Below are 20,114 nucleotides of genomic sequence, written 5' to 3'. Positions count from 1 at the left end.
CATGCAGCTCGTGCACACCCCACAACACACACAACTGTCGCTGTTCGAGGCCTTCATGGCCCAACCCCTTGCGCCAATCCTCAAGGACACGGTCGAAGCCCCCTGGGGCGGCGAACCTGAGGCGTTCAGTGAACTGTCGTTGCGCGGTGCGGCTGAGAGCTGCCTGAACCTGTTGGCACCTATCCTGCGCGAATTAAGCGAAGATCAGGACGCCCGCTGGCTGACACTGATCGCCCCGCCCGCCAGCCTTACTCAGGCCTGGCTGCGGGACGCCGGGCTCAACCGTGAGCGCATCCTGTTGCTGCAACCACGCGGCGCGCAAAGTGCCCAGCAGCTAACCTGCGAAGCCTTGCGCCTGGGCCGCAGCCATACAGTGGTGAGCTGGTTGAACCCGCTGAATGCCAGCGCCAGGCAGCAACTGATCAGCGCTGCGCGCACGGGTGATGCGCAGAGTTTGAATATTCGATTGGGGTAATGACGGGCGCGCCACAGAAACAGCCTTCACCAAGGACTCAGTGAAGAACGCGCGGCCCTTCTTCTTTCTCCGGCTCACCTTCGGCAAGGCGACCTGCCATCTGCACGCCCACGCTCAACATGGCTTTAGCCACTTCGACGTGCTGGCCTTGCAGGAAGACCTTGGCGTCTTCGGAGAAATCCAGAATAACCAGAGAACCCTCGTCCTCCGCCCGGCGCAGTTCGATTCGGCCGTCAGGCAGTTCAACAATTTCCAGAAAGGACGTTGGCATAAAAGTCTGTTCTCCACGAAAGGCCTGGGATTATATCAGTCATCCACCCAGCCTCGCAGGGGATATGGGCAGGTTTGTTGACGGCGTGATGAATGGTGCCCAGAGCAACACGCCAATCAATGTGGGAGCTGGCTTGCCTTCGATGGCGGAGTATCAGCGAATAATCAGCAAACTGAGCCACCGCTATCGCAGCATAAGTGTCTATACAACTTTGTAAGCTCTAGCAGCCAACGGTTACCAAGATGCGAAGCGAGTAGCTCTTGCTCTTGATCTGCTTGTGATCTTGATCTGGCTTTTGATCTTAGGCGCCCCGTTAAACCACGCTGGCCGAACGCAGGCTTGAATTCGTGGGTAACCCGGCAGGACGCCGGGTTAGCCGCCCCGCGCCATGGATGGCGCGTGGCGGCGGCCCACGGATTCAAGCCTGCGTTCGGGCACACCGAGCCCAAGCGAGGTGCCGAGTGGTGGGGCAAGAGCCTTTTGCTTACTTTTGGGCTCTTTTCAAAAGTGAGCCGCTGTCAGAGCGGAACCCTAGGTGGCAGTTACCTAAATAACGGATATGTACCCGGTCCAACTGTGTTGACTGTCAGGTCGCATTCGCGAGCAAGCTCGCTCCCACAGTTTGATTGCGGGGCCTCAGGTAGATAGGTGTCGGCTGTCAGGCCGCCATCGCAGGCAAGCCAGCTCCCACAGTTTGATCGCGGGGCGTCAGGTAGATAGGTGTCGGCTGGCAGGCCGTCATCGCAGGCAAGCCAGCCCCCACATTTGCTTAATGCAACCCCTTCAGCACTCGTTCAGCCCTTCACGAAAACGCAACGCCATCTTTTTCAACTCCTGGCGCCAGCCTTCCAACGCCTCACGGCTCAAAGGCTTGGGCTCATCCTGCTCCAACGCCACAGCGACGATCAGCGGCTGGGTGACATCCCTCTTGGGCACATGGGGAATACGCGGCGGCTGGAACATATCCGCATGGGCCTTGAGCAGCCGCGCCACCCAACTGTCAGGGCTTTGGGCCATTTCCACCAACTCGGCCAACTCGGGGATGGCCATGGAATCCAGCACTTCACGATTCATGATCAATTCCGCCCGCGGTGCGCCCGCCTGAGGCAAGCGGTAGAACCCGGCGACTTCATGGCACAGCCCCAGCAAGGCACCGTACAGGTGGAACAACGCCGCTTCGCGCCCCGCCTGTACCAGCGCGATGGCATTCATCTCTTTCCCTTCCTCGGCACGACCAAGGGCCTCCAGGGATAAACCCGCGAAGTAAATTTTCTGATTGGTACGGGTATAGAGTTCGTTGGCCATGACGGCAATCTCCACAACGAATAGGCGTGATGCTGGCTGTGTAGGAGCGAGCTCGCTCGCGAAAAACTTCCAGGCACCGCTGGGTGCCAGGCTTCCCGCGTTTTCGTTAACGATCTTCGCGAGCAAGCTCGCTCCTACAGTAAGCAAAAGCCGTCTATACAGACGGCTTTTGGCGTTAACAGACTAGCGGATCAAGCGCCTTGGCGCTTGTCCTCGACCTTCCACTTGCCGCCGTCGTAGAACGCTTTCCAGCCAGTCGGCTTGCCGTCCACTTCGGTCTGCACGTACTGCTCCTTGGTCTTGCGGCTGTAGCGGATCACGGCTGGGCGACCATCCGGGTCCTTCTTCGGCGCTTCACACAGGAAGTGGTACTTCGGATCGATCTCGTCCTTGTGCGGCACGATCTCCATCACCAATGGCGCACGGGTCTCGCGGTTTTTCGGGAACTGGCTGGCGGCCAGGAACAGCCCCGAAGCGCCGTCACGCAGGATATAGGTGTCGTTGACCTTCTCGCACTTGAGCTCAGGCATCTTCACCGGGTCCATCTTCGGCGGCGCCGCATCCCCGCTTTTCAGCAGTTTGCGGGTGTTCTTGCAGGTGGGGTTGGTGCACCCGAAGAACTTGCCGAAACGGCCGGTCTTGAGCTGCATCTCACTGCCGCACTTGTCGCACTCCAGGCTCGGGCCTTCATAGCCCTTGATGCGGTAGGTGCCCTCTTCAATCTCGTAGCCATTGCAATCGGGGTTGTTACCGCAGATGTGCAGCTTGTGCTTCTCGTCCAGCAGGTAGGCGTCCATCGCCGTGCTGCAGATCGGGCAGCGGTGTTTGCCGCGCAGCACCAGCGACTCGGATTCACCCTCATCGTCAGCCGCAATTTCGTCGCCCGGCACCAGGTTGACGGTCGCCTTGCAGCGCTCTTTGGGCGGCAGGCTGTAGCCCGAGCAACCGAGGAACACGCCGGTGGAGGCAGTACGAATCTGCATCGGCCGACCGCAGGTGGTGCACGGAATATCCGTCATCACCGGCTGATTGGCGCGCATCCCGTTCTCAGGGTTCTCGGCCACTTCGAGCTTTTTCTTGAAGTCGCCATAGAACTCGTCGAGCACGTTTTTCCAGTCGCGCTCGCCCTGAGCCACGTCATCGAGGTTCTCTTCCATGCCGGCAGTGAAGCCGTAGTCCATCAGGTTGGAGAAGCTCTCCGACAGACGCTCGGTCACGATGTCACCCATCTTTTCCGAATAGAAACGACGGTTGTGCAACGCAACGTAGCCACGGTCCTGGATGGTGGAGATGATCGCCGCGTAGGTCGAAGGACGACCGATACCGCGCTTCTCCATCTCTTTGACCAGGCTGGCTTCGGAATAACGCGCCGGCGGCTTGGTGAAGTGCTGGGACGGGTCGAGCTTGATCAGCTTCAGCGTGTCGCCCTGGGCCATGTCCGGTAGCACGTCATCATCGCCAGGCTTGGCAATCTGCGGCATCACACGGGTATAGCCGTCGAACTTGAGGATACGGCCCTTGGCACGCAGCTCGAAATCGCCCGCGCCCACGCTGACGGTAGTAGACAGGTATTGCGCCGGCAGCATCTGGCACGCCAGGAATTGGCGCCAGATCAGCTCGTAGAGGCGCTCAGCGTCGCGCTCCATGCCGCTCAGCTTGGCAGGCGTGGTGTTGGCGTCAGACGGACGAATCGCTTCGTGAGCCTCTTGTGCGCCTTCCTTGCTGCTGTAGACGTTCGGCTTCTCCGGCAGGTAGGTCTTGCCGAATTCGCTTTCAATATAGGTACGCGCCATCGCCACCGCGTCTTGCGACAGGTTGGTGGAGTCCGTACGCATATACGTGATGTAGCCCGCTTCATACAGACGCTGGGCCATCATCATGGTCTTCTTCACCCCGAAGCCCAGGCGGTTGCTCGCGGCCTGTTGCAGGGTGGAGGTGATGAACGGTGCCGACGGCTTGCTGCTGGTCGGTTTGTCTTCACGCTTGACGATGCTGTAGCTGGAGGCCTTGAGCTTCTCCAGCGCGGCCATGGCCTGGGCTTCGTTCAGCGGCTTGAAGGCCTCGCCTTTCTCACGGGCCACTTCAAAGCGCACGTTGGCGCCCTTGGCAGTGCCGAGGTCGGCGTGGACTTCCCAGTATTCTTCGGGGATGAACGCACGGATCTCGCGCTCACGCTCCACCACCAGCTTGACCGCTACCGATTGCACACGGCCGGCGGACAGGCCACGGGCGATCTTCGCCCACAGCAGTGGCGAGACCATGTAGCCCACGACGCGGTCGAGGAAGCGACGGGCCTGCTGGGCGTTGACACGATCAATGTCCAGCTCGCCCGGCTTGGAGAACGCTTCCTGAATGGCTTTCTTGGTGATTTCGTTGAACACCACGCGCTTATAGCGGCTGTCATCACCGCCGATGGCTTCGCGCAGGTGCCAGGCAATGGCTTCCCCTTCGCGGTCCAAGTCCGTCGCGAGATAGATGGTGTCAGCATCTTTGGCGAGCCGGCGCAGCTCTTCGATGACCTTTTCCTTGCCCGGAAGGATTTCATACTTGGCCTTCCAGCCATGGTCCGGGTCCACACCCATGCGCGAAACCAGTTGCTTGCGCGCTTTTTCTTTAGGCGTGAGTACCGGACCTTCGCCCGCGGCGGCCTTGCCGCGCTTGGCGGCAGGCTCCTTGCTGGCGCTAGCCGAACCGCTGGTGGGCAGGTCTCGGATATGGCCGATACTCGACTTCACCACGTACTCGTTGCCCAAGTACTTGTTGATGGTCTTGGCCTTAGCCGGGGATTCCACAATGACCAGCGATTTGCCCATGGATCGGAAAATTCCTGAATTCGAGAAGTGAAAGGCAGTTGGCGCCTGACGCGGCAACGCTATATATAGTGGCAACCGGATGAGGTCAAGCGCAGCATTCTGCGCGACCTGCCGTTATTGCCCTGTAAAAAGACTGGGTTCGGCCGTGACCAAAGCAAAGCGCGGGACCTGCTCGCCGTCAACTTCGACGGTCTCCAGGAACATGCTCAAAGGGCGCACCCAAAAGCCGTATTCACCATACAGCGCTTGGTAAAACACCACTTCTTCTTCAGTTTCAGAGTGGCGCGCCACGCTGAAAACACGGTACTGCGGCCCCTTGTAATGCTGGTAGAGCCCGGGTTCGACTTTCATGCTCTGGCCCTCATGCAAAATTTGTTGAAAAAAAATATTTAAAAGTTCCAAAAAACAAAAACCGGGGCACTGGGCCCCGGCTTCCGTCAACCGAACGTTTAGACGCGTTCGAAGACGGTGGAGATGCCTTGGCCGAGACCAATGCACATGGTAGCAACCCCAAGGTTGCCGCCATTTTGCTTCATCACGTTAAGCAAAGTGCCGGAGATACGCGCACCGGAGCAACCGAATGGGTGGCCCAGGGCAATCGCACCGCCGTGCAGGTTAACCTTCTCGTTCATCTTGTCGAGTACTTTCAAATCTTTCAGCACGGGCAGGGCCTGTGCGGCGAAAGCTTCGTTGAGCTCGAAGAAGTCGATATCGGAGATGGAAAGGCCCGCGCGCTTCAAGGCTTTTTGTGTGGCCGGTACTGGACCATAGCCCATGATCGCCGGATCCACACCCGCCACTGCCATCGAACGAATCACGGCCAGCGGCTGGATACCCAGGTCCTGGGCACGTTGCGCCGACATCACGATCATGCACGAAGCACCGTCGGTGATCTGCGAGGAAGTACCGGCTGTCACGGTGCCGCCCTTTGGATTGAAGGCTGGCTTGAGGGCCGCCAGGCTTTCCAGGGTGGTGTCCGGACGAATGGTTTCGTCGTAGTCGAACAGTTTCAGGAAACCGTTTTCGTCGTAGCCGTTCATCGGGATGATTTCATCCTTGAACTTGCCTTCCACAGTCGCCTTGTGAGCGAGCTGGTGGGAGCGCAGGCCGAACGCGTCCTGGGCTTCACGGGTGATGCCGTGCATTTTGCCGAGCATTTCCGCGGTAAGACCCATCATGCCCGAGGCTTTCGCCGCGTAGAGGGACATGTGCGGGTTAGGATCGACGCCGTGCATCATGCTGACGTGGCCCATGTGCTCCACGCCGCCGACTACGAACACATCGCCGTTGCCGGTCATGATCGCTTGGGCAGCGGTGTGCAGCGCGCTCATCGACGAGCCACACAGGCGGCTGACGGTCTGGCCAGCGGCAGTGTGCGGGATCTGGGTCATCAGCGACGCCATGCGCGCGATGTTCCAGCCCTGCTCCAGGGTCTGGTTGACGCAGCCCCAGATCACGTCCTCGACTTCGTTCGGGTCGACCTTGGTGTTGCGCTCCAGCACTTTGCTGATCAGGTGCGCCGACATGTCTTCGGCGCGGGTGTTGCGGTGCATGCCGCCCTTGGAGCGGCCCATCGGCGTACGACCGAAGTCGACGATCACGACGTCTCTTGGATTCAAGCTCATAAATATTCTCGCTCTAGTCGTCTGGGCACTTAACCGAAGAAGCTCTGGCCGTTCTTGGCCATTTCACGCAGCTTCGCGGTCGGGTGGTACAGCGGGCCCAGATCAGCGTACTGATCAGCCAGGGCAACGAACTGGGCCACACCGATCGAGTCGATGTAACGCAGCGCACCACCACGGAATGGAGGGAAACCAATACCGTACACCAGGCCCATATCGGCTTCGGCGGCGGTTTCAACGATGCCGTCTTCCAGGCAACGCACGGTTTCCAGGCACAGGGCGATCATCATCCAGTTGATGATGTCCTCGTCAGACACCTCACGCTGTTCGTAGATGACCGGAGCGAGTACTTCGTGCACCGATGGGTCGGCCACTTTCTTCTGCTTGCCCTTCTTGTCGGTCTCGTAGGCGTAGAAGCCCTTGCCGTTCTTCTGGCCCAGGCGCTTGGCTTCGTAGAGTGCGTCCACAGCCGAACGACGGTCGTCTTTCATGCGGTCCGGGAAGCCTTCAGCCATGACGTCGCGACCGTGGTGGCCGGTGTCGATACCGACCACGTCCATCAGGTACGCCGGGCCCATTGGCCAGCCGAATTTTTCCATGACCTTGTCGATGCGCACAAAATCCACACCGGCGCTGACCAACTTGGCGAAACCGCCGAAGTACGGGAACAGCACGCGATTGACCAAGAAGCCCGGGCAGTCATTGACCACGATCGGGTTCTTGCCCATTTTCTTGGCGTAGGCGACGGTGGTGGCCACGGCCAGCTCGCTGGACTTCTCGCCACGGATCACTTCTACCAGCGGCATCATGTGCACCGGGTTGAAGAAGTGCATGCCGACGAAGTTTTCCGGACGCTTGAGGGCCTTGGCCAGCAGCGAGATGGAAATGGTCGAAGTGTTGGAGGCCAGGATGGTGTCATCTTTGACCTGGGCTTCCACTTCAGCCAGCACGGCTTGCTTGACCTTCGGGTTTTCGACAACCGCTTCGACCACCAGGTCGACGTGGCCGAAATCGCCGTAGGACAGCGTAGGACGAATGCCGTTAAGCACTTCAGCCATTTTTGCAGCGGTCATGCGGCCTTTATCAACGCGGCCCACCAGCAGCTTGGCGGCTTCGGCCAGGCCCTGCTCGATCCCGTGTTCGTTGATGTCTTTCATCAGGATCGGCGTGCCTTTGGAGGCCGACTGATAGGCGATACCGCCACCCATGATACCGGCGCCGAGTACGGCAGCCTGTTTCACGTCCTTGGCAATTTCGTCGTAGGCCTTGGCCTTTTTCTTCAATTCCTGATCGTTCAGGAACAGGCCGATCAGGCTTTGCGCAGCCGAGGTTTTCGCCAGTTTGACGAAGCCTGCCGCTTCCACTTCCAGGGCCTTGTCGCGACCGAAGCTCGCGGCCTTCTGGATGGTCTTGATCGCTTCAACCGGCGCCGGGTAGTTCGGGCCGGCCTGGCCTGCCACGAAACCTTTGGCGGTTTCGAACGACATCATCTGTTCGATGGCGTTGAGCTTGAGTTTTTCCAGCTTCGGCTGACGCTTGGCCTTGTAGTCAAATTCGCCGCTGATGGCGCCCTTGATCAGGTTCAGCGCGGCTTCGGCCAGTTTGTCCGGAGCCACTACCGCGTCGACGGCACCGACTTTCAGTGCGTCTTCAGCCTTGTTTTCCTTACCCGCGGCGATCCATTCGATCGCGTTGTCAGCACCGATCAGGCGCGGCAGGCGCACGGTACCGCCAAAGCCTGGGTAGATGCCCAGCTTGACTTCCGGCAGGCCGATCTTGGCCGTCGCGGACATGACGCGGAAATCTGCCGCCAGGCACATTTCCAGGCCGCCGCCCAACGCGATGCCATTGATGGCAGCAACGGTCGGCACGTTGAGGTCTTCGAAATCGCTGAAGATCTTGTTGGCTTCGAGGTTGCCAGCCACCAGCTCGGCATCGGGCAGCTTGAAGTTGTCGACGAATTCGGTGATGTCAGCGCCGACAATAAACACGTCCTTGCCGCTGGAGACGATCACGCCCTTGACCGAAGCATCTGCTTTGATGGTGTCTACGGCCTGACGCAGTTCGTTCAGGGTTAGACGGTTGAACTTGTTGACGGACTCACCCTTGAGGTCGAATTTGAGTTCGACGATGCCACTTTCAAGAGCCTTAACCGTGATGGCTTTACCTTCGTAAATCATCAACTGATCTCCACGATATGGAAGCTGAACAGTACACACTGGACGCTGGTCTCTGGTTTGACATTGACAGTTGAGTCAATGCTCACGCCAATCCGCCAGGCACACCCGCCAGTGCGATAGTCGGGTTTTGTATGAGTCGTCTGACAGGCAAACGCTCAATTCATACGCCCGTTTGATTTGGGTACGCCACCTTCATCCAATTCCGAGCAATTGTCAATCGCTCCAAAGGCTAGTAAAAACGCGACTTTCCAGTCATTTCAGAACCCGGCCCACAGGCGGGCCACCCGTCAATATTCAAATATTCACAGGATCAATAATAGAAAAGATGTGGGAAAAGGCTGTACAGAAAGCAATACACAGCTAGGCTAGCGGCAACCTACAGATTTACCGGCCTGCCTGGCCACCTCCAGCCCGATGATGATGTCGGGCTTTTTATTGCCCGGCTTTCCTGGCTTTTTATTTGCTCGGCTTTTCTGTAGGAGCGAGCTTGCTCGCGAAAACCTGGAGAGCGCCGCGTATAGCCTGATTATCCGCGTTAGCGTTGGCGATTTTCGCGAGCAAGCTCGCGCCTACAAGGTTTGGGTCAGGCCAGGGCCTTGAGCAGCGTATCGATGTCTTTGAGTACGCTTGCGTCGCCCTTCTCACCCCAATACAAAGCAATCATCTGTTTGTCAGCCTCGACCTTGTAGACGTTCGCCGGCAGCGTTGCAAAATGCGGCAACAACTTCTCATCCACACAAGGTTCACGCCACTGATTGACCCATAGCCCAGGCTCCAGTTGCCAGTAACTCCAGGTTGCGGGCGTGCTACCGCGCCGTGGTCGGCAGTACTGCGCACAGGGGCTCGGCGGCTCCTGCTTGAGCCAGTGCGGCCACTCCTGAGGCGCCAACTGCATGGCCAACCCGATGCGGCGTGCCTCCATGCGCAGGGCCATGCGCCCGCTCTGCTGGCGCGAAGGACGCAGCCATACCAGGGGGCTTAAAACCACCGCAAGGATTGACACCACTATCCAGACCGTCATATGTGTACTCCCGAATTTCTAGATGAGCGGATTTGATCTGCGGCAACCCCATCCGCTTGAAAGCAGCCATACTGAACTTATTGCAGTCCCCTGGAGGAACGCCTCATGCCCTACGAACATATTCTGGTCGCTGTCGACCTGACCGAAGAGTGCGACCCAGTGATCAAGCGCGCACAGGAATCCGCGATTGCCAATGGCGCCAAACTGTCGTTGGTACACATCGTCGAGCCCATGGCCATGGCCTTTGGTGGTGACGTGCCGATGGACCTTTCCCAGCTGCAGCAACAACAATTTGACCAGGCCAAGGAGCGCCTGGACCGTTTGATTCTCAAATACCCGCACCTGAAAAAGGAAGACTGCCACCTGACATACGGCCAACCGCGCCAGGAAATCCACCAATTGGCCAAGGAACAGGGTTGTGACCTGATCGTAGTGGGTAGCCATGGGCGCCACGGCTTGGCCTTGCTGCTGGGCTCGACCGCCAATGATGTATTGCACGGCGCGCCGTGCGATGTGCTGGCCGTCAAACTGGTAAAGAGTTCGTAAGACCGATGAAGGTCTAATGTGGGAGCTGGCTTGCCTGCGATAGCAGCCTGTCAGTTGATGCATCAAGTGGCTGATACACCGCTATCGCAGGCAAGCCAGCTCCCACAGTTGAATCGCATTTCATATTAAAAAGCCCGGCGCTCATAGAAGAGCGCCGGGCTTTTTTATTGCGGGTCGATCACTCAGGCATCCAGCTCGGCCCAACGCTCCACCAACGCTTCCAGCTCCTGGTTCAACGTCTCCAGGGAAGCGATGACTTTGGCGGTTTCTGCCGCAGGGCGCAGGTAGAAACTGGCGTCAGCCATTTCCGCTTCGACCGCAGCAATCTGCTGTTCCTTGGCGTCGATCTCACCCGGCAAGGCTTCCAGCTCGCGCTGCAACTTATAGCTCAGCTTTTTCTTGGCCGGCGCAGCGTCAGCCGCCGGTGCAGGCGCTTCGGCAGCGACCGGAGCCACCACCGCCGTGTTCAAGTCTGCTTTGCCCGACTTGCTCTCGGTCACGCCCAGCAGGCGCGGTGAGCCGCCCTGGCGCAGCCAGTCCTGATAACCGCCCACGTATTCACGCACCTTGCCTTCACCTTCGAAGACCAGGGTGCTGGTGACCACGTTGTCGAGGAATTCCCGGTCGTGGCTGACCATCAGCACGGTGCCGTTGAAGGTCAGCAGGACCTCTTCCAGCAGTTCCAGGGTTTCCACGTCGAGGTCGTTGGTCGGTTCGTCGAGTACCAGCAGGTTGGCCGGCTTGCTGAACAGCTTGGCCAGCAGCAGGCGCGCACGCTCACCACCCGACAGCGCCTTGACCGGCGTGCGCGCACGTTGCGGGCTGAACAGGAAGTCACCCAGGTAGCTGAGTACGTGGCGGCTCTGGCCGTCGATGTCGATAAAGTCGCGACCTTCGGCGACGTTGTCGATCACGGTCTTTTCCAGGTCCAACTGGTGGCGCAACTGGTCAAAGTAGGCCACGTCGATGCGAGTGCCCTCTTCGACCTTGCCGCTGGTCGGTTGCAGGCCGCTGAGCATCAGCTTGAGCAACGTAGTCTTGCCGGTACCGTTGGCGCCCAGCAGGCCGATACGGTCGCCACGCTGCAGGACCATGGAGAAGTCCTTGATCAGGAACGGGCCGTCCGGGTGATGGAAGCTGACGTTCTCCAGCACCATCACTTGCTTGCCCGACTTGTCGGCAGTATCGAGCTGGATATTGGCCTTGCCGGTGCGCTCGCGGCGCTCACTGCGCTCGACGCGCAAGGCTTTCAAGGCACGTACGCGGCCTTCGTTACGGGTGCGACGGGCCTTGATGCCCTGGCGGATCCAGACTTCTTCCTGGGCCAGCTTCTTGTCGAACAGCGCGTTGGCGGTTTCTTCGGCCGCCAGGGCGGCTTCCTTGTGCACGAGGAAGCTAGCGTAGTCGCCGTTCCAGTCGATCAGGCCGCCACGGTCCAGTTCGAGGATGCGCGTGGCCAGGCTCTGCAGGAATGCACGGTCGTGCGTGATAAACAGCACGGCGCCCTGGAAGTCCTTGATGGCTTCTTCAAGCCAGGCAATGGCGCCGATGTCCAGGTGGTTGGTCGGTTCGTCGAGCAGCAGCAGGTCCGGCTCGGACACCAGGGCCTGGGCCAGCAGCACGCGACGACGCCAGCCGCCGGACAATTCGGCGAGGGTCTTGTCGGCCGGCAGTTGCAGGCGGCTCAGGGTGCTGTCCACCAGTTGCTGCAAGCGCCAGCCGTCACGGGCTTCGAGGTCTTGCTGGACGTGCATCAGCTTGTCGAGGTCTTCCTCGGTGACGCAGTTCTGCGCCAGGTGATGGTATTGCGCGAGCAACTCGCCAACGCCGTCCAGGCCTTCGGCAACCACGTCGAACACTGTCCGTCCGTCGGCCACCGGCAATTCTTGCGGCAATTCGCCGATCTTGAGGCCCGGGGCACGCCACACAGAGCCGTCATCGGGCTTCTGGTCGCCTTTTACCAGCTTCATCATGCTGGACTTGCCGGTGCCGTTGCGGCCGATGATGCACACCCGCTCACCACGGGCGATCTGCCAGGACACCTTGTCCAACAACGGCATGGCGCCGAAAGCAAGGGACACATCGCTGAATTTGAGCAGGGTCATACGCTTCTCCAAAAACTGGGCGCGCATTCTACCTGATGTGAGGGTGGGATGCGGTCGGCATTTTCTCTATTGACACGTTCTGTAGGACATTTCCGGCGAACTTGAACGAACCAGCCGGCAAAGCTTTCGCGGGCCGCTGGCAAAAGGCTAAGCTAGGGGCAATCAGTGTCGGCAGTGCCGGTGCTAGTCGTGATTTCTCTGCACGGACGTCTCATGCGCAGTCGCCTTTTCAACTTTTTATCTTGTCTGCTTCTTTCCGCCACTGCCGTTCAATCCGCCCAGGCGGTGGACCTCACCACTCAACGCCAGTATTACGATCAAGCCAAACGTGCCCTGGCCAAGGGTGACAGCGGCCCCTACATGCAATACAGCCAGGCCCTGGCCGATTACCCGCTCACGCCCTACCTGGCCTATGACGAGTTGACCGCGCGCCTGAAAACCGCGAGCAACGAGGAAATCGAACAATTTCTCGCCAAACACGGCGACCTGCCCCAGGCCAACTGGATGAAACTGCGTTGGCTGCGCTGGCTGGCCGAACGCGGCGATTGGCAGACCTTTGAAAAGTACTACGACACCAAGCTCAATTTCGTCGAACTTGACTGCCTGCATGGCCAATATCAGCTCAGCCACAACCTGAAGGCCGAAGGCTACAAGACCGCCGAAAAGCTGTGGATGACCGGCAAATCCCAACCAGCCGCCTGTGACGCCACGTTTGGCCAATGGGCCGCTGCCGGCCAACTCACCGAGCAGAAGATCTGGGAGCGCACCAAGCTCGCCGCCGAAGCGCGTAACTACGCGCTGGCCAATAGCCTGGTGAAAACCCTGCCCACCCTCGGTGTCCAAGGCCGCTTGATGGTGGATGTGGCGCAAAAGCCCGACATGCTCAGTGACCCGTCACGCTTCCAGCCGGCCACCGAGGCCATGGCTGACGCCGTGGGCCTGGGCCTGCGCCGCCTGGCACGCCAGGATCCGGACAAGGCCATGGCCCTGCTCGACGGTTACGCCAGCAGCATGCACTTCTCCCGTGACGAAAAAGTGTCGATTGCCCGCGAGATCGGCTTGACCCTGGCCAAGCGCTTCGACCCGCGCGCGCTGGAGGTCATGACCAAGTACGACCCCGAGCTGCGCGACAATACGGTCTCCGAGTGGCGCCTGCGCCTGCTGCTGCGCCTGGCGCGCTGGGAAGACGCCTACCAGTTGACCCGCAAGCTCCCACAAGACCTGGCCACCACCAACCGCTGGCGCTACTGGCAGGCGCGCAGCCTGGAACTGGCCGAGCCGAAAAACCCGCAAGCCTTGGTGCTGTATAAAAACGTCGCCAAGGAGCGCGATTTCTACGGTTTCCTCGCCGCTGACCGCTCCAAATCGCCTTACCAGTTGAACAACAAGCCGCTGGTGATGAGCCAGGCCCTGGTCAACAAGGTCCGCAACACCCCAGGCGTGCGCCGGGCCCTGGAGTTCTACGCCCGTGGCCAGATCGTCGACGGTCGCCGTGAGTGGTACCACGTCAGCCGTCATTTCAACCGTGACGAGATGGTCGCCCAGGCCAAACTGGCCTACGACATGAAGTGGTACTTCCCGGCGATCCGCACCATCAGCCAGGCCCAGTACTGGGACGACCTGGACATCCGCTTCCCGATGGCCCACCGCGACACCCTGGTGCGCGAAGCCAAGGTACGTGGCCTGCACTCCAGCTGGATCTTTGCCATCACCCGCCAGGAAAGCGCGTTTATGGATGACGCCCGCTCCGGCGTTGGCGCCAGCGGCCTGATGCAACTGATGCCCGGCACTGCCAAGGAAACCGCGCGCAAGTTCAGTATCCCCCTGGCCTCCCCGGCCCAGGTGCTGGACCCGGATAAAAACATCCAGCTCGGCGCTGCTTACCTGAGCCAGGTGCACAGCCAGTTCAACGGCAACCGCGTGCTCGCCTCCGCTGCTTACAACGCCGGCCCAGGCCGCGTGCGCCAATGGCTGCGCGGCGCAGACCACTTGAGTTTCGACGTATGGGTGGAAAGCATCCCCTTCGACGAAACCCGCCAGTATGTGCAGAACGTGCTGTCTTATTCGGTGATCTACGGGCAGAAGCTCAATTCACCGCAGCCGTTGGTGGATTGGCATGAGCGCTACTTCGACGACCAGTAGGAGCGAGCTTGCTCGCGAAGAACGTCAACGCTAACGCGTGCTTTCTGGATAAACACGGCGCCTGTGAGGTTTTCGCGAGCAAGCTCGCTCCTACAGAGGGTCCAGTGCCCGCATCGAGAGATGCGGGCATTTTTTATTTCACCTGTTCAGCTCCATCACTGAACTGCAACGCCGCCAACCGCGCATACAGCGGGTTGCTCGCAATCAACTGCTGATGCGTGCCCACCGCCACCAGCTTGCCCTGGTCCATCACCGCAATGCGGTCGGCATTCTTCACCGTGGCCAAACGGTGTGCGATCACCAGCGTGGTGCGCCCCTGCATGAGTTGCGGCAGCGCTTGCTGGATCAGGTGTTCGCTCTGAGCGTCGAGGGCGCTGGTGGCTTCGTCCAGCAGCAGGATCGGTGCGTCGACCAACAGGGCGCGGGCGATGGCCAGGCGTTGACGTTGGCCGCCGGAGAGGCCCTGGCCACTTTCGCCGAGGTGGGTTTGGTAGCCGTCGGGCATTTGCAGGATGAAGTCGTGGGCGTGGGCAATACGCGCGGCGGCTTCCACCTGGGCGGTGGTGGCGGACGGGTTGCCGTAGCGGATGTTGTCTTCGACGCTGCCAAAGAACAACGCCGGGCTCTGGGACACCAGGGCGAAATGGCGCCGCAGGTCTAACGGGTCAAGCTCGGTCAGCGGCTGGCCTTCAAGCAGGATGCGGCCTTGCTGGGGGTCGTAGAAGCGCAGCAGCAGGTCGAAGATCGTCGACTTGCCCGCACCGGACGGCCCTACTAACGCCAGGGTTTCGCCCGGGTTGATGGTGAGGTTCAAGCCGTCGATGGCGTAGCTGTCTGGTCGCGAGGGGTAGGAAAAACTCAGGTCTTGCAGTTCCATGCGGCCGCTGACCCGTTCTGGCAAACGTACCCCGCCTGTGGCCGGCGCCTGGATGTCGTTGCCTGACTGCAACAGTTCACCGATCCGCTCGGCCGCCCCGGCGGCACGCTGCAACTCGCCGAGCACTTCGCTCAGGGTGCCGACAGCGCTGCCGACAATCAGGCTGTAGAACACGAACGCCGCCAGCTCACCGCCGGAAATGCGCCCGCTGATCACGTCCATGCCGCCCACCCACAGCATCACGCCCACCGCGCCGAGCACCAGCATGATCACCAGGGTAATCAGCCAGGAGCGCTGCAAGATGCGCTTACGTGCGGTGATGAAGGCGTCCTCGACGGTGACGGCAAAGCGCTGTTCGTCCTGCACCTGATGGTTATAGGCCTGCACGGTCTTGATCTGGCCCAAGGTCTCGGCGACATAGCTGCCAACGTCCGCGATACGGTCCTGGCTCAAACGCGACAGGCTGCGCACTCGGCGCCCGAAGATCAGGATCGGCGCCAGCACCAGCGGCAACGCCACCACCACGATGCTGGTGAGCTTGGGGTTCGTGATAAACAGCAACACGATGCCGCCGATCACCATCAGCGCATTGCGCAAAAACAGCGACAGCGATGAGCCGATCACCGATTGCAGCAAGGTGGTGTCGGTGGTCAGCCGCGACTGGATTTCCGAGCTGCGGTTGTTCTCGTAGAAGCCTGGGTGCAGGTAGATCAGGTGGTTGAACACTTGCCGGCGAATATCGGCCACTACCCGCTCGCCAATCCACGACACCAGGTAAAACCGCGTGAAGGTGCCCACGGCCAGGCCGAGCACCAACAGCATGAACAGGCCGATGGACTGGTTGAGCAGGTGCGGCGACTGGGTCATGAAGCCCTGGTCCACCAGCAGGCGTATGCCCTGCCCCATGGACAAGGTGATGCCAGCGGTGACGATCAGCGCCAGCAGTGCGCCAAGCGCCTGCCAGCGGTAGGGTGCGATAAAGCGGCTGGCCAGGCGAATCGCACGGCGTTGACGGATGGAGAACATGGGAGGTATCACCAATGAGGAATCTGTACCCTCCAACATTGGGGGAACTTGCGCGAATAACAATGAGTCAGGTTAATTATGCCCACCGATGCAGGCCGCTAGAGGCTATCGGTCTAAGCCTCATCTGGAAATATGTACCGGTTTCTGGTGGACTGGGTGTTCAAACCGATGAGCGTGTAAGGAGTTGTAACGGCGCGTTCATGCGGGGGAATTAAAGTAGGTACACAACCTGATGAGGAGACAGGCCATGACCTTGCAAAATAGCAGCGACGCCAAGATTGAAGTGATCCGCCAGCCGCAACAGTTGCCTTGCTCGTATATCGATGCCAAAGGCCAGGAAGTGCAGATTACCGAAGAAATGATCCAGCAAGCCTGCAGCGAACTGGAACAGCGACTGGTCAAGCCTGCCCAGCAAGGCTGAAGCGCCCACGCTCTTTCAAACCCGGCCCCGTTGGCCGGGTTTTTTATGCCCCCTGTAGGAGCGAGCTTGCTCGCGAAAAACCTGAGGGCGCCGCGTTAAATCAGAAACGCTGCGTTATCGTTGACGTTTTTCGCGAGCAAGCTCGCTCCTACAGTTATAGGTGTTCGGCACCCAGAGCAGTGACGATCTGTGACAGCACCGCCGACTCCCCCTTGATGCGCACCTTCAAGCCATCGATCTCGCGACGCTCCGGATAGTGCTTGCGCAGCAGGTCAAAGGCCTGGCGCTGTTCCTGCACGGTACCTACCAGGCTGCGACGGAAATCCGCATCGTCACGGCGTGGGTCGTACACACTGCGGCACAAGGTCGCCAGCGCCCAGGCCGAGTCAGTCGTAGCGTTAAGGTGCATCTCGGCGAGCCAGGGGGCCGGCAGCAAATCACTCAGCTGGATACTCGGCTCCTGGCCCAGGTGCGCACACAGCGCCTGGTAAATCTGCGCGGTGCCGCGCTGTTTGCCATCGAGGCTGTAGCCGGCGATATGGGGCGTGGCCAGCACGCACAGGTCTGCCAGCTCGACATCCACCTCGGGCTCGCCTTCCCACACGTCCAGCACCGCTTGCAGGTCTTCGCGCGCCAGCAACACCTCGCGCAGGGCGGCGTTATCCACCACCGCGCCCCGGCTGGCATTGATCAGCCAGGTGCCCGGCTTGAGCTGTTCCAGGCGCTGGCGATCAAACAGGTGCCAGGTCGAACCATTGCCGGACTTGATCAGCGGCGTATGCAAGCTGATCACGTCACAGTGCTCGATGATCTGCTGCAGGCTGACGTAATCACCGTCTTCGGTGACCTGGCGCGGTGGGTCGCACACCAACACATTCCAGCCCAGGCCCTTGAGCACCTTGACCAAGCGCCCGCCGACTTCACCGGCGCCGACGATGCCGTAGGTACGCTGCTTGAGGTCGGCGCCTTCGATTTCAGCCAGGGTCTGCAAGCTGCCGAGCACGTAGTCCACCACCCCACGCGCATTGCAGCCGGGCGCGCTGGACCACTGGATACCCGCTTGCTTGAAGTAGTCGAGGTCCAGGTGGTCGGTGCCGATGGTGCACGTGCCGACAAAGCGCACGTTACTGCCCTCGAGCAGGGCGCGGTTGACGTTGGTCACCGAGCGCACCAGCAGTACATCGGCCTGCTCGACCGTGGCGCGGTCGATGGAACGGCCAGGCACACGGCGAATCTCGCCAAACCCTTCGAAGAATGCATCGAGCAGCGGGATATTTTCGTCGGCAACAATCAGCATGGCAGGCTCCTTTGGCGGAATGGCAGTGTACAGGCATGGGATCTATGTTCCAGCGTAGATCGAGTGTGGGCGCGGGCTTGCTCGCGAATGCGGGGTATCAGTGAGTACATCTCTGGCTGACCCACCGCATTCGCGAGCAAGCCCGCTCCCACAGGAGTTATGGGGTGCCTGCGAGGTGCATTACAAATCAGCAACACAGGTTTTTTCCTGACCACTGCGTCAACGCGTAGAATCCGCCGTCCTTGCGACTGCCTTTTTATTGGACACCTGTACGTGAACACTGCCACCGCTACCCTCTCCCGCCCCGCCCGCATCAGCCGGGAAGTGCGCGGCCTGCTGACGCTGGCCTTGCCGATCATGATTGGCCAACTGGCAACCACCGCGATGAGCTTCGTCGATGCGGTGATGGCCGGGCGCGTGAGCCCGCAGGACTTGGCGGCGGTGGGCCTGGGTAATTCGATCTGGATCCCGGTGTACCTGTTGATGACCGGTACTCTGCTGGCCACCACGCCGAAAGTTGCCGAGCGTTATGGCGCGGGCAAACTCACCGAGATCGGGCCTCTAGTGCGCCAATCGTTGTGGTTGGCCGTGGTGGTCGGCCTCTGCGGCGCGCTGCTGTTGCTGTGCGCCGAGCCGATCCTGCATGCCATGAAGGTCGAGCCCGACCTGATCGAGCCGTCCATGGGCTACCTGCACGGCATCGCCGCCGGTATGCCGGCGGTTGCGTTGTACTACGTGTTTCGCTGTTTCAGTGACGGCCTGGGCCGCACACGGCCGAGCATGGTCATGGGCTTGTGCGGGTTGGCGCTGAATATTCCGCTGAACTACATCTTCATCTACGGCCACTTTGGCGTACCGGCCATGGGCGGCGTGGGCTGTGGCTGGGCTACCGCCATTGCGATGTGGGTGATGATGATCGGCCTGGCCATCTGGACGCGCTGGGGCGCGGCCTATCAAAGCAGCGAATTGTTCAAGCGCTTCGACTGGCCGCAATGGACGGTGATCAAGCGCATATTGGGCATAGGCCTGCCGATTGGTGTGGCGATCTTCGCCGAGTCGAGCATTTTCGCGGTGATTGCCCTGTTGCTTGGCAGCCTGGGCGCTACCGTGGTGTCCGGCCATCAGATCGCCCTGAACGTCAGCTCCCTGGTGTTCATGATCCCCTATTCCCTGAGCATGGCCGTCACCGTGCGCGTCGGCCAGGCGTTGGGGCGCGGCGAACCCCGGGAAGCTCGCTTCGCCGCCGGCGTCGGCATGGGCACCGCCCTGGCGTACGCGTGCTTTTCCTGCAGCTTGATGCTGCTGTTTCGCGAGCAGATTGCAGCGATCTACACCCCCGACCCGGTGGTGATCCACTTGGCGTCGATGCTGATTGTGTTCTCGGCGTTGTTCCAGTTCTCTGACTCGATCCAGGTCACCGCCGCGGGCGCACTGCGCGGCTATCAGGACACCCGGGTGACCATGGTACTGACCCTGTTCGCCTATTGGGGCGTGGGCCTGCCGGTGGGCTACGCCCTGGGCCTGACCAACTGGCTCGGTGAGCCCAGCGGCCCGAGCGGTTTATGGCAAGGGCTGATCGTGGGCTTGAGCTGTGCGGCGGGGATGTTGGTGGTGCGCCTGGCGCGCAGTGCACGCCGACGCATTCGGGCCGAAAAGGCGCAGGCTTAGTCGGCTTTCTTGCGGATCCAGTACAGGTAGGTGCCAGCATCTTCCTGCTGACCCACCAGTTCGTGGTCGAGAAACACGCAGAACTTGGGGATATCGCGACGGGTCGACGGGTCGGTGGCGATCACCTTGAGCAGGCCGCCCGCCGGCAGGTCGCGGATGTGCTGGTGCAACATCATCACCGGCTCTGGGCAATTGAGGCCGGTGGCGTCGAGGGTGCCGTCAACCGGCAGTTCAAGACTCATACTTCACTCCTAAAACTAACCCGGACTCCTGTGGGAGCGAGCTTGCTCGCGAAGACGCGGGCACATTCAACATAAATTTTGACTGTTATACCGCTTTCGCGAG

The 20,114-nt window shown here is 60.3% G+C and carries 16 protein-coding genes and 1 pseudogene; 5 read left to right on the top strand and 12 right to left on the bottom strand.

What is annotated here, in order from left to right:
• Window position 1 precedes the first annotated feature (1 nt).
• Window positions 2-475 carry an SOS-induced cell division inhibitor SulA gene (gene sulA / locus N2A98_RS07835; RefSeq protein WP_044272906.1) on the top strand — a complete coding sequence of 158 codons (474 nt, stop codon included), beginning with the start codon at window positions 2-4 and terminating at the stop codon, window positions 473-475.
• A gap of 37 nt (window positions 476-512) precedes the next feature.
• Here the strand turns inward: sulA and N2A98_RS07830 are convergent, their stop codons facing one another.
• The 8 genes and pseudogenes from N2A98_RS07830 to N2A98_RS07800 all read right to left on the bottom strand — a co-directional run bounded on the left by N2A98_RS07830 (window position 513) and on the right by N2A98_RS07800 (window position 9,687).
• Window positions 513-746, bottom strand: a complete 234-nt coding sequence (locus tag N2A98_RS07830; protein ID WP_003189656.1) for a hypothetical protein — start codon at window positions 744-746, stop codon at window positions 513-515.
• 783 nt (window positions 747-1,529) lie between these two features.
• On the bottom strand, window positions 1,530-2,051 hold the full coding sequence (locus tag N2A98_RS07825; RefSeq protein ID WP_345774701.1) for a DUF6586 family protein: 522 nt from the start codon (window positions 2,049-2,051) through the stop codon (window positions 1,530-1,532).
• Window positions 2,052-2,090: 39 nt separating this feature from the next.
• Window positions 2,091-2,177: pseudogene (locus N2A98_RS27165) on the bottom strand (outer membrane lipoprotein carrier protein LolA); the annotation flags it as partial.
• A gap of 65 nt (window positions 2,178-2,242) precedes the next feature.
• Window positions 2,243-4,864, bottom strand: a complete 2,622-nt coding sequence (topA, locus tag N2A98_RS07820; protein WP_003189652.1) for a type I DNA topoisomerase — start codon at window positions 4,862-4,864, stop codon at window positions 2,243-2,245.
• A 114-nt stretch (window positions 4,865-4,978) separates the two neighbouring features.
• Complete coding sequence (locus N2A98_RS07815) at window positions 4,979-5,215, bottom strand: DUF1653 domain-containing protein (RefSeq protein ID WP_003189651.1); 237 nt, start codon at window positions 5,213-5,215, stop codon at window positions 4,979-4,981.
• A 98-nt stretch (window positions 5,216-5,313) separates the two neighbouring features.
• On the bottom strand, window positions 5,314-6,489 hold the full coding sequence (gene fadA / locus N2A98_RS07810; protein WP_003189650.1) for an acetyl-CoA C-acyltransferase FadA: 1,176 nt from the start codon (window positions 6,487-6,489) through the stop codon (window positions 5,314-5,316).
• A gap of 29 nt (window positions 6,490-6,518) precedes the next feature.
• Window positions 6,519-8,666 (bottom strand): fatty acid oxidation complex subunit alpha FadB, encoded by a 2,148-nt coding sequence (fadB, locus tag N2A98_RS07805; protein ID WP_044272905.1) that lies wholly within the window; start codon window positions 8,664-8,666, stop codon window positions 6,519-6,521.
• A gap of 583 nt (window positions 8,667-9,249) precedes the next feature.
• The gene (locus N2A98_RS07800) at window positions 9,250-9,687 is read right to left on the bottom strand and encodes a hypothetical protein (protein ID WP_047710330.1); all 438 of its coding nucleotides are present in this window, start codon (window positions 9,685-9,687) and stop codon (window positions 9,250-9,252) included.
• A 105-nt stretch (window positions 9,688-9,792) separates the two neighbouring features.
• On the opposite strand from N2A98_RS07800, the gene N2A98_RS07795 reads away from it, so the two are divergent.
• A complete protein-coding gene (locus N2A98_RS07795; RefSeq protein WP_275623224.1) occupies window positions 9,793-10,233 on the top strand; it encodes a universal stress protein in 441 nt (146 codons plus the stop codon).
• A gap of 182 nt (window positions 10,234-10,415) precedes the next feature.
• Here N2A98_RS07795 and N2A98_RS07790 read toward each other — a convergent pair whose 3' ends face one another.
• Complete coding sequence (locus tag N2A98_RS07790; protein WP_275623223.1) at window positions 10,416-12,338, bottom strand: ATP-binding cassette domain-containing protein; 1,923 nt, start codon at window positions 12,336-12,338, stop codon at window positions 10,416-10,418.
• 213 nt (window positions 12,339-12,551) lie between these two features.
• Between N2A98_RS07790 and N2A98_RS07785 the strand changes: the two genes are divergently transcribed.
• Window positions 12,552-14,480, top strand: coding sequence for a transglycosylase SLT domain-containing protein (locus N2A98_RS07785; RefSeq protein WP_044272901.1), 1,929 nt, complete (start codon window positions 12,552-12,554; stop codon window positions 14,478-14,480).
• Window positions 14,481-14,613: 133 nt separating this feature from the next.
• Here the strand turns inward: N2A98_RS07785 and N2A98_RS07780 are convergent, their stop codons facing one another.
• Window positions 14,614-16,392 (bottom strand): ABC transporter ATP-binding protein/permease, encoded by a 1,779-nt coding sequence (locus tag N2A98_RS07780; protein WP_275623593.1) that lies wholly within the window; start codon window positions 16,390-16,392, stop codon window positions 14,614-14,616.
• 238 nt (window positions 16,393-16,630) lie between these two features.
• Here N2A98_RS07780 and N2A98_RS07775 point away from each other — a divergent pair, with 238 nt between their 5' ends.
• A complete protein-coding gene (locus N2A98_RS07775; RefSeq protein ID WP_003189642.1) occupies window positions 16,631-16,804 on the top strand; it encodes a PA1571 family protein in 174 nt (57 codons plus the stop codon).
• A 154-nt stretch (window positions 16,805-16,958) separates the two neighbouring features.
• Here N2A98_RS07775 and pdxB read toward each other — a convergent pair whose 3' ends face one another.
• The gene (pdxB, locus tag N2A98_RS07770; protein ID WP_044272898.1) at window positions 16,959-18,101 is read right to left on the bottom strand and encodes a 4-phosphoerythronate dehydrogenase PdxB; all 1,143 of its coding nucleotides are present in this window, start codon (window positions 18,099-18,101) and stop codon (window positions 16,959-16,961) included.
• A gap of 273 nt (window positions 18,102-18,374) precedes the next feature.
• Here pdxB and N2A98_RS07765 point away from each other — a divergent pair, with 273 nt between their 5' ends.
• Entirely contained in the window at window positions 18,375-19,769 is a 1,395-nt protein-coding gene (locus tag N2A98_RS07765) for an MATE family efflux transporter (protein ID WP_003189639.1), read from the top strand.
• Here N2A98_RS07765 and tusA read toward each other — a convergent pair.
• A complete protein-coding gene (gene tusA / locus N2A98_RS07760; RefSeq protein WP_044272896.1) occupies window positions 19,766-20,011 on the bottom strand; it encodes a sulfurtransferase TusA in 246 nt (81 codons plus the stop codon). The two genes, N2A98_RS07765 and tusA, sit on opposite strands and share 4 nt — an antisense overlap.
• Window positions 20,012-20,114 lie beyond the last annotated feature (103 nt).

Source organism: Pseudomonas sp. FJ2-5-13 (assembly GCF_029201605.1).
Taxonomy (GTDB): Bacteria; Pseudomonadota; Gammaproteobacteria; order Pseudomonadales; family Pseudomonadaceae; genus Aquipseudomonas; species Aquipseudomonas lactis.
Note: the sequence above shows the minus strand (reverse complement) of the source record. Positions and strands in the feature narration are given on the sequence as shown.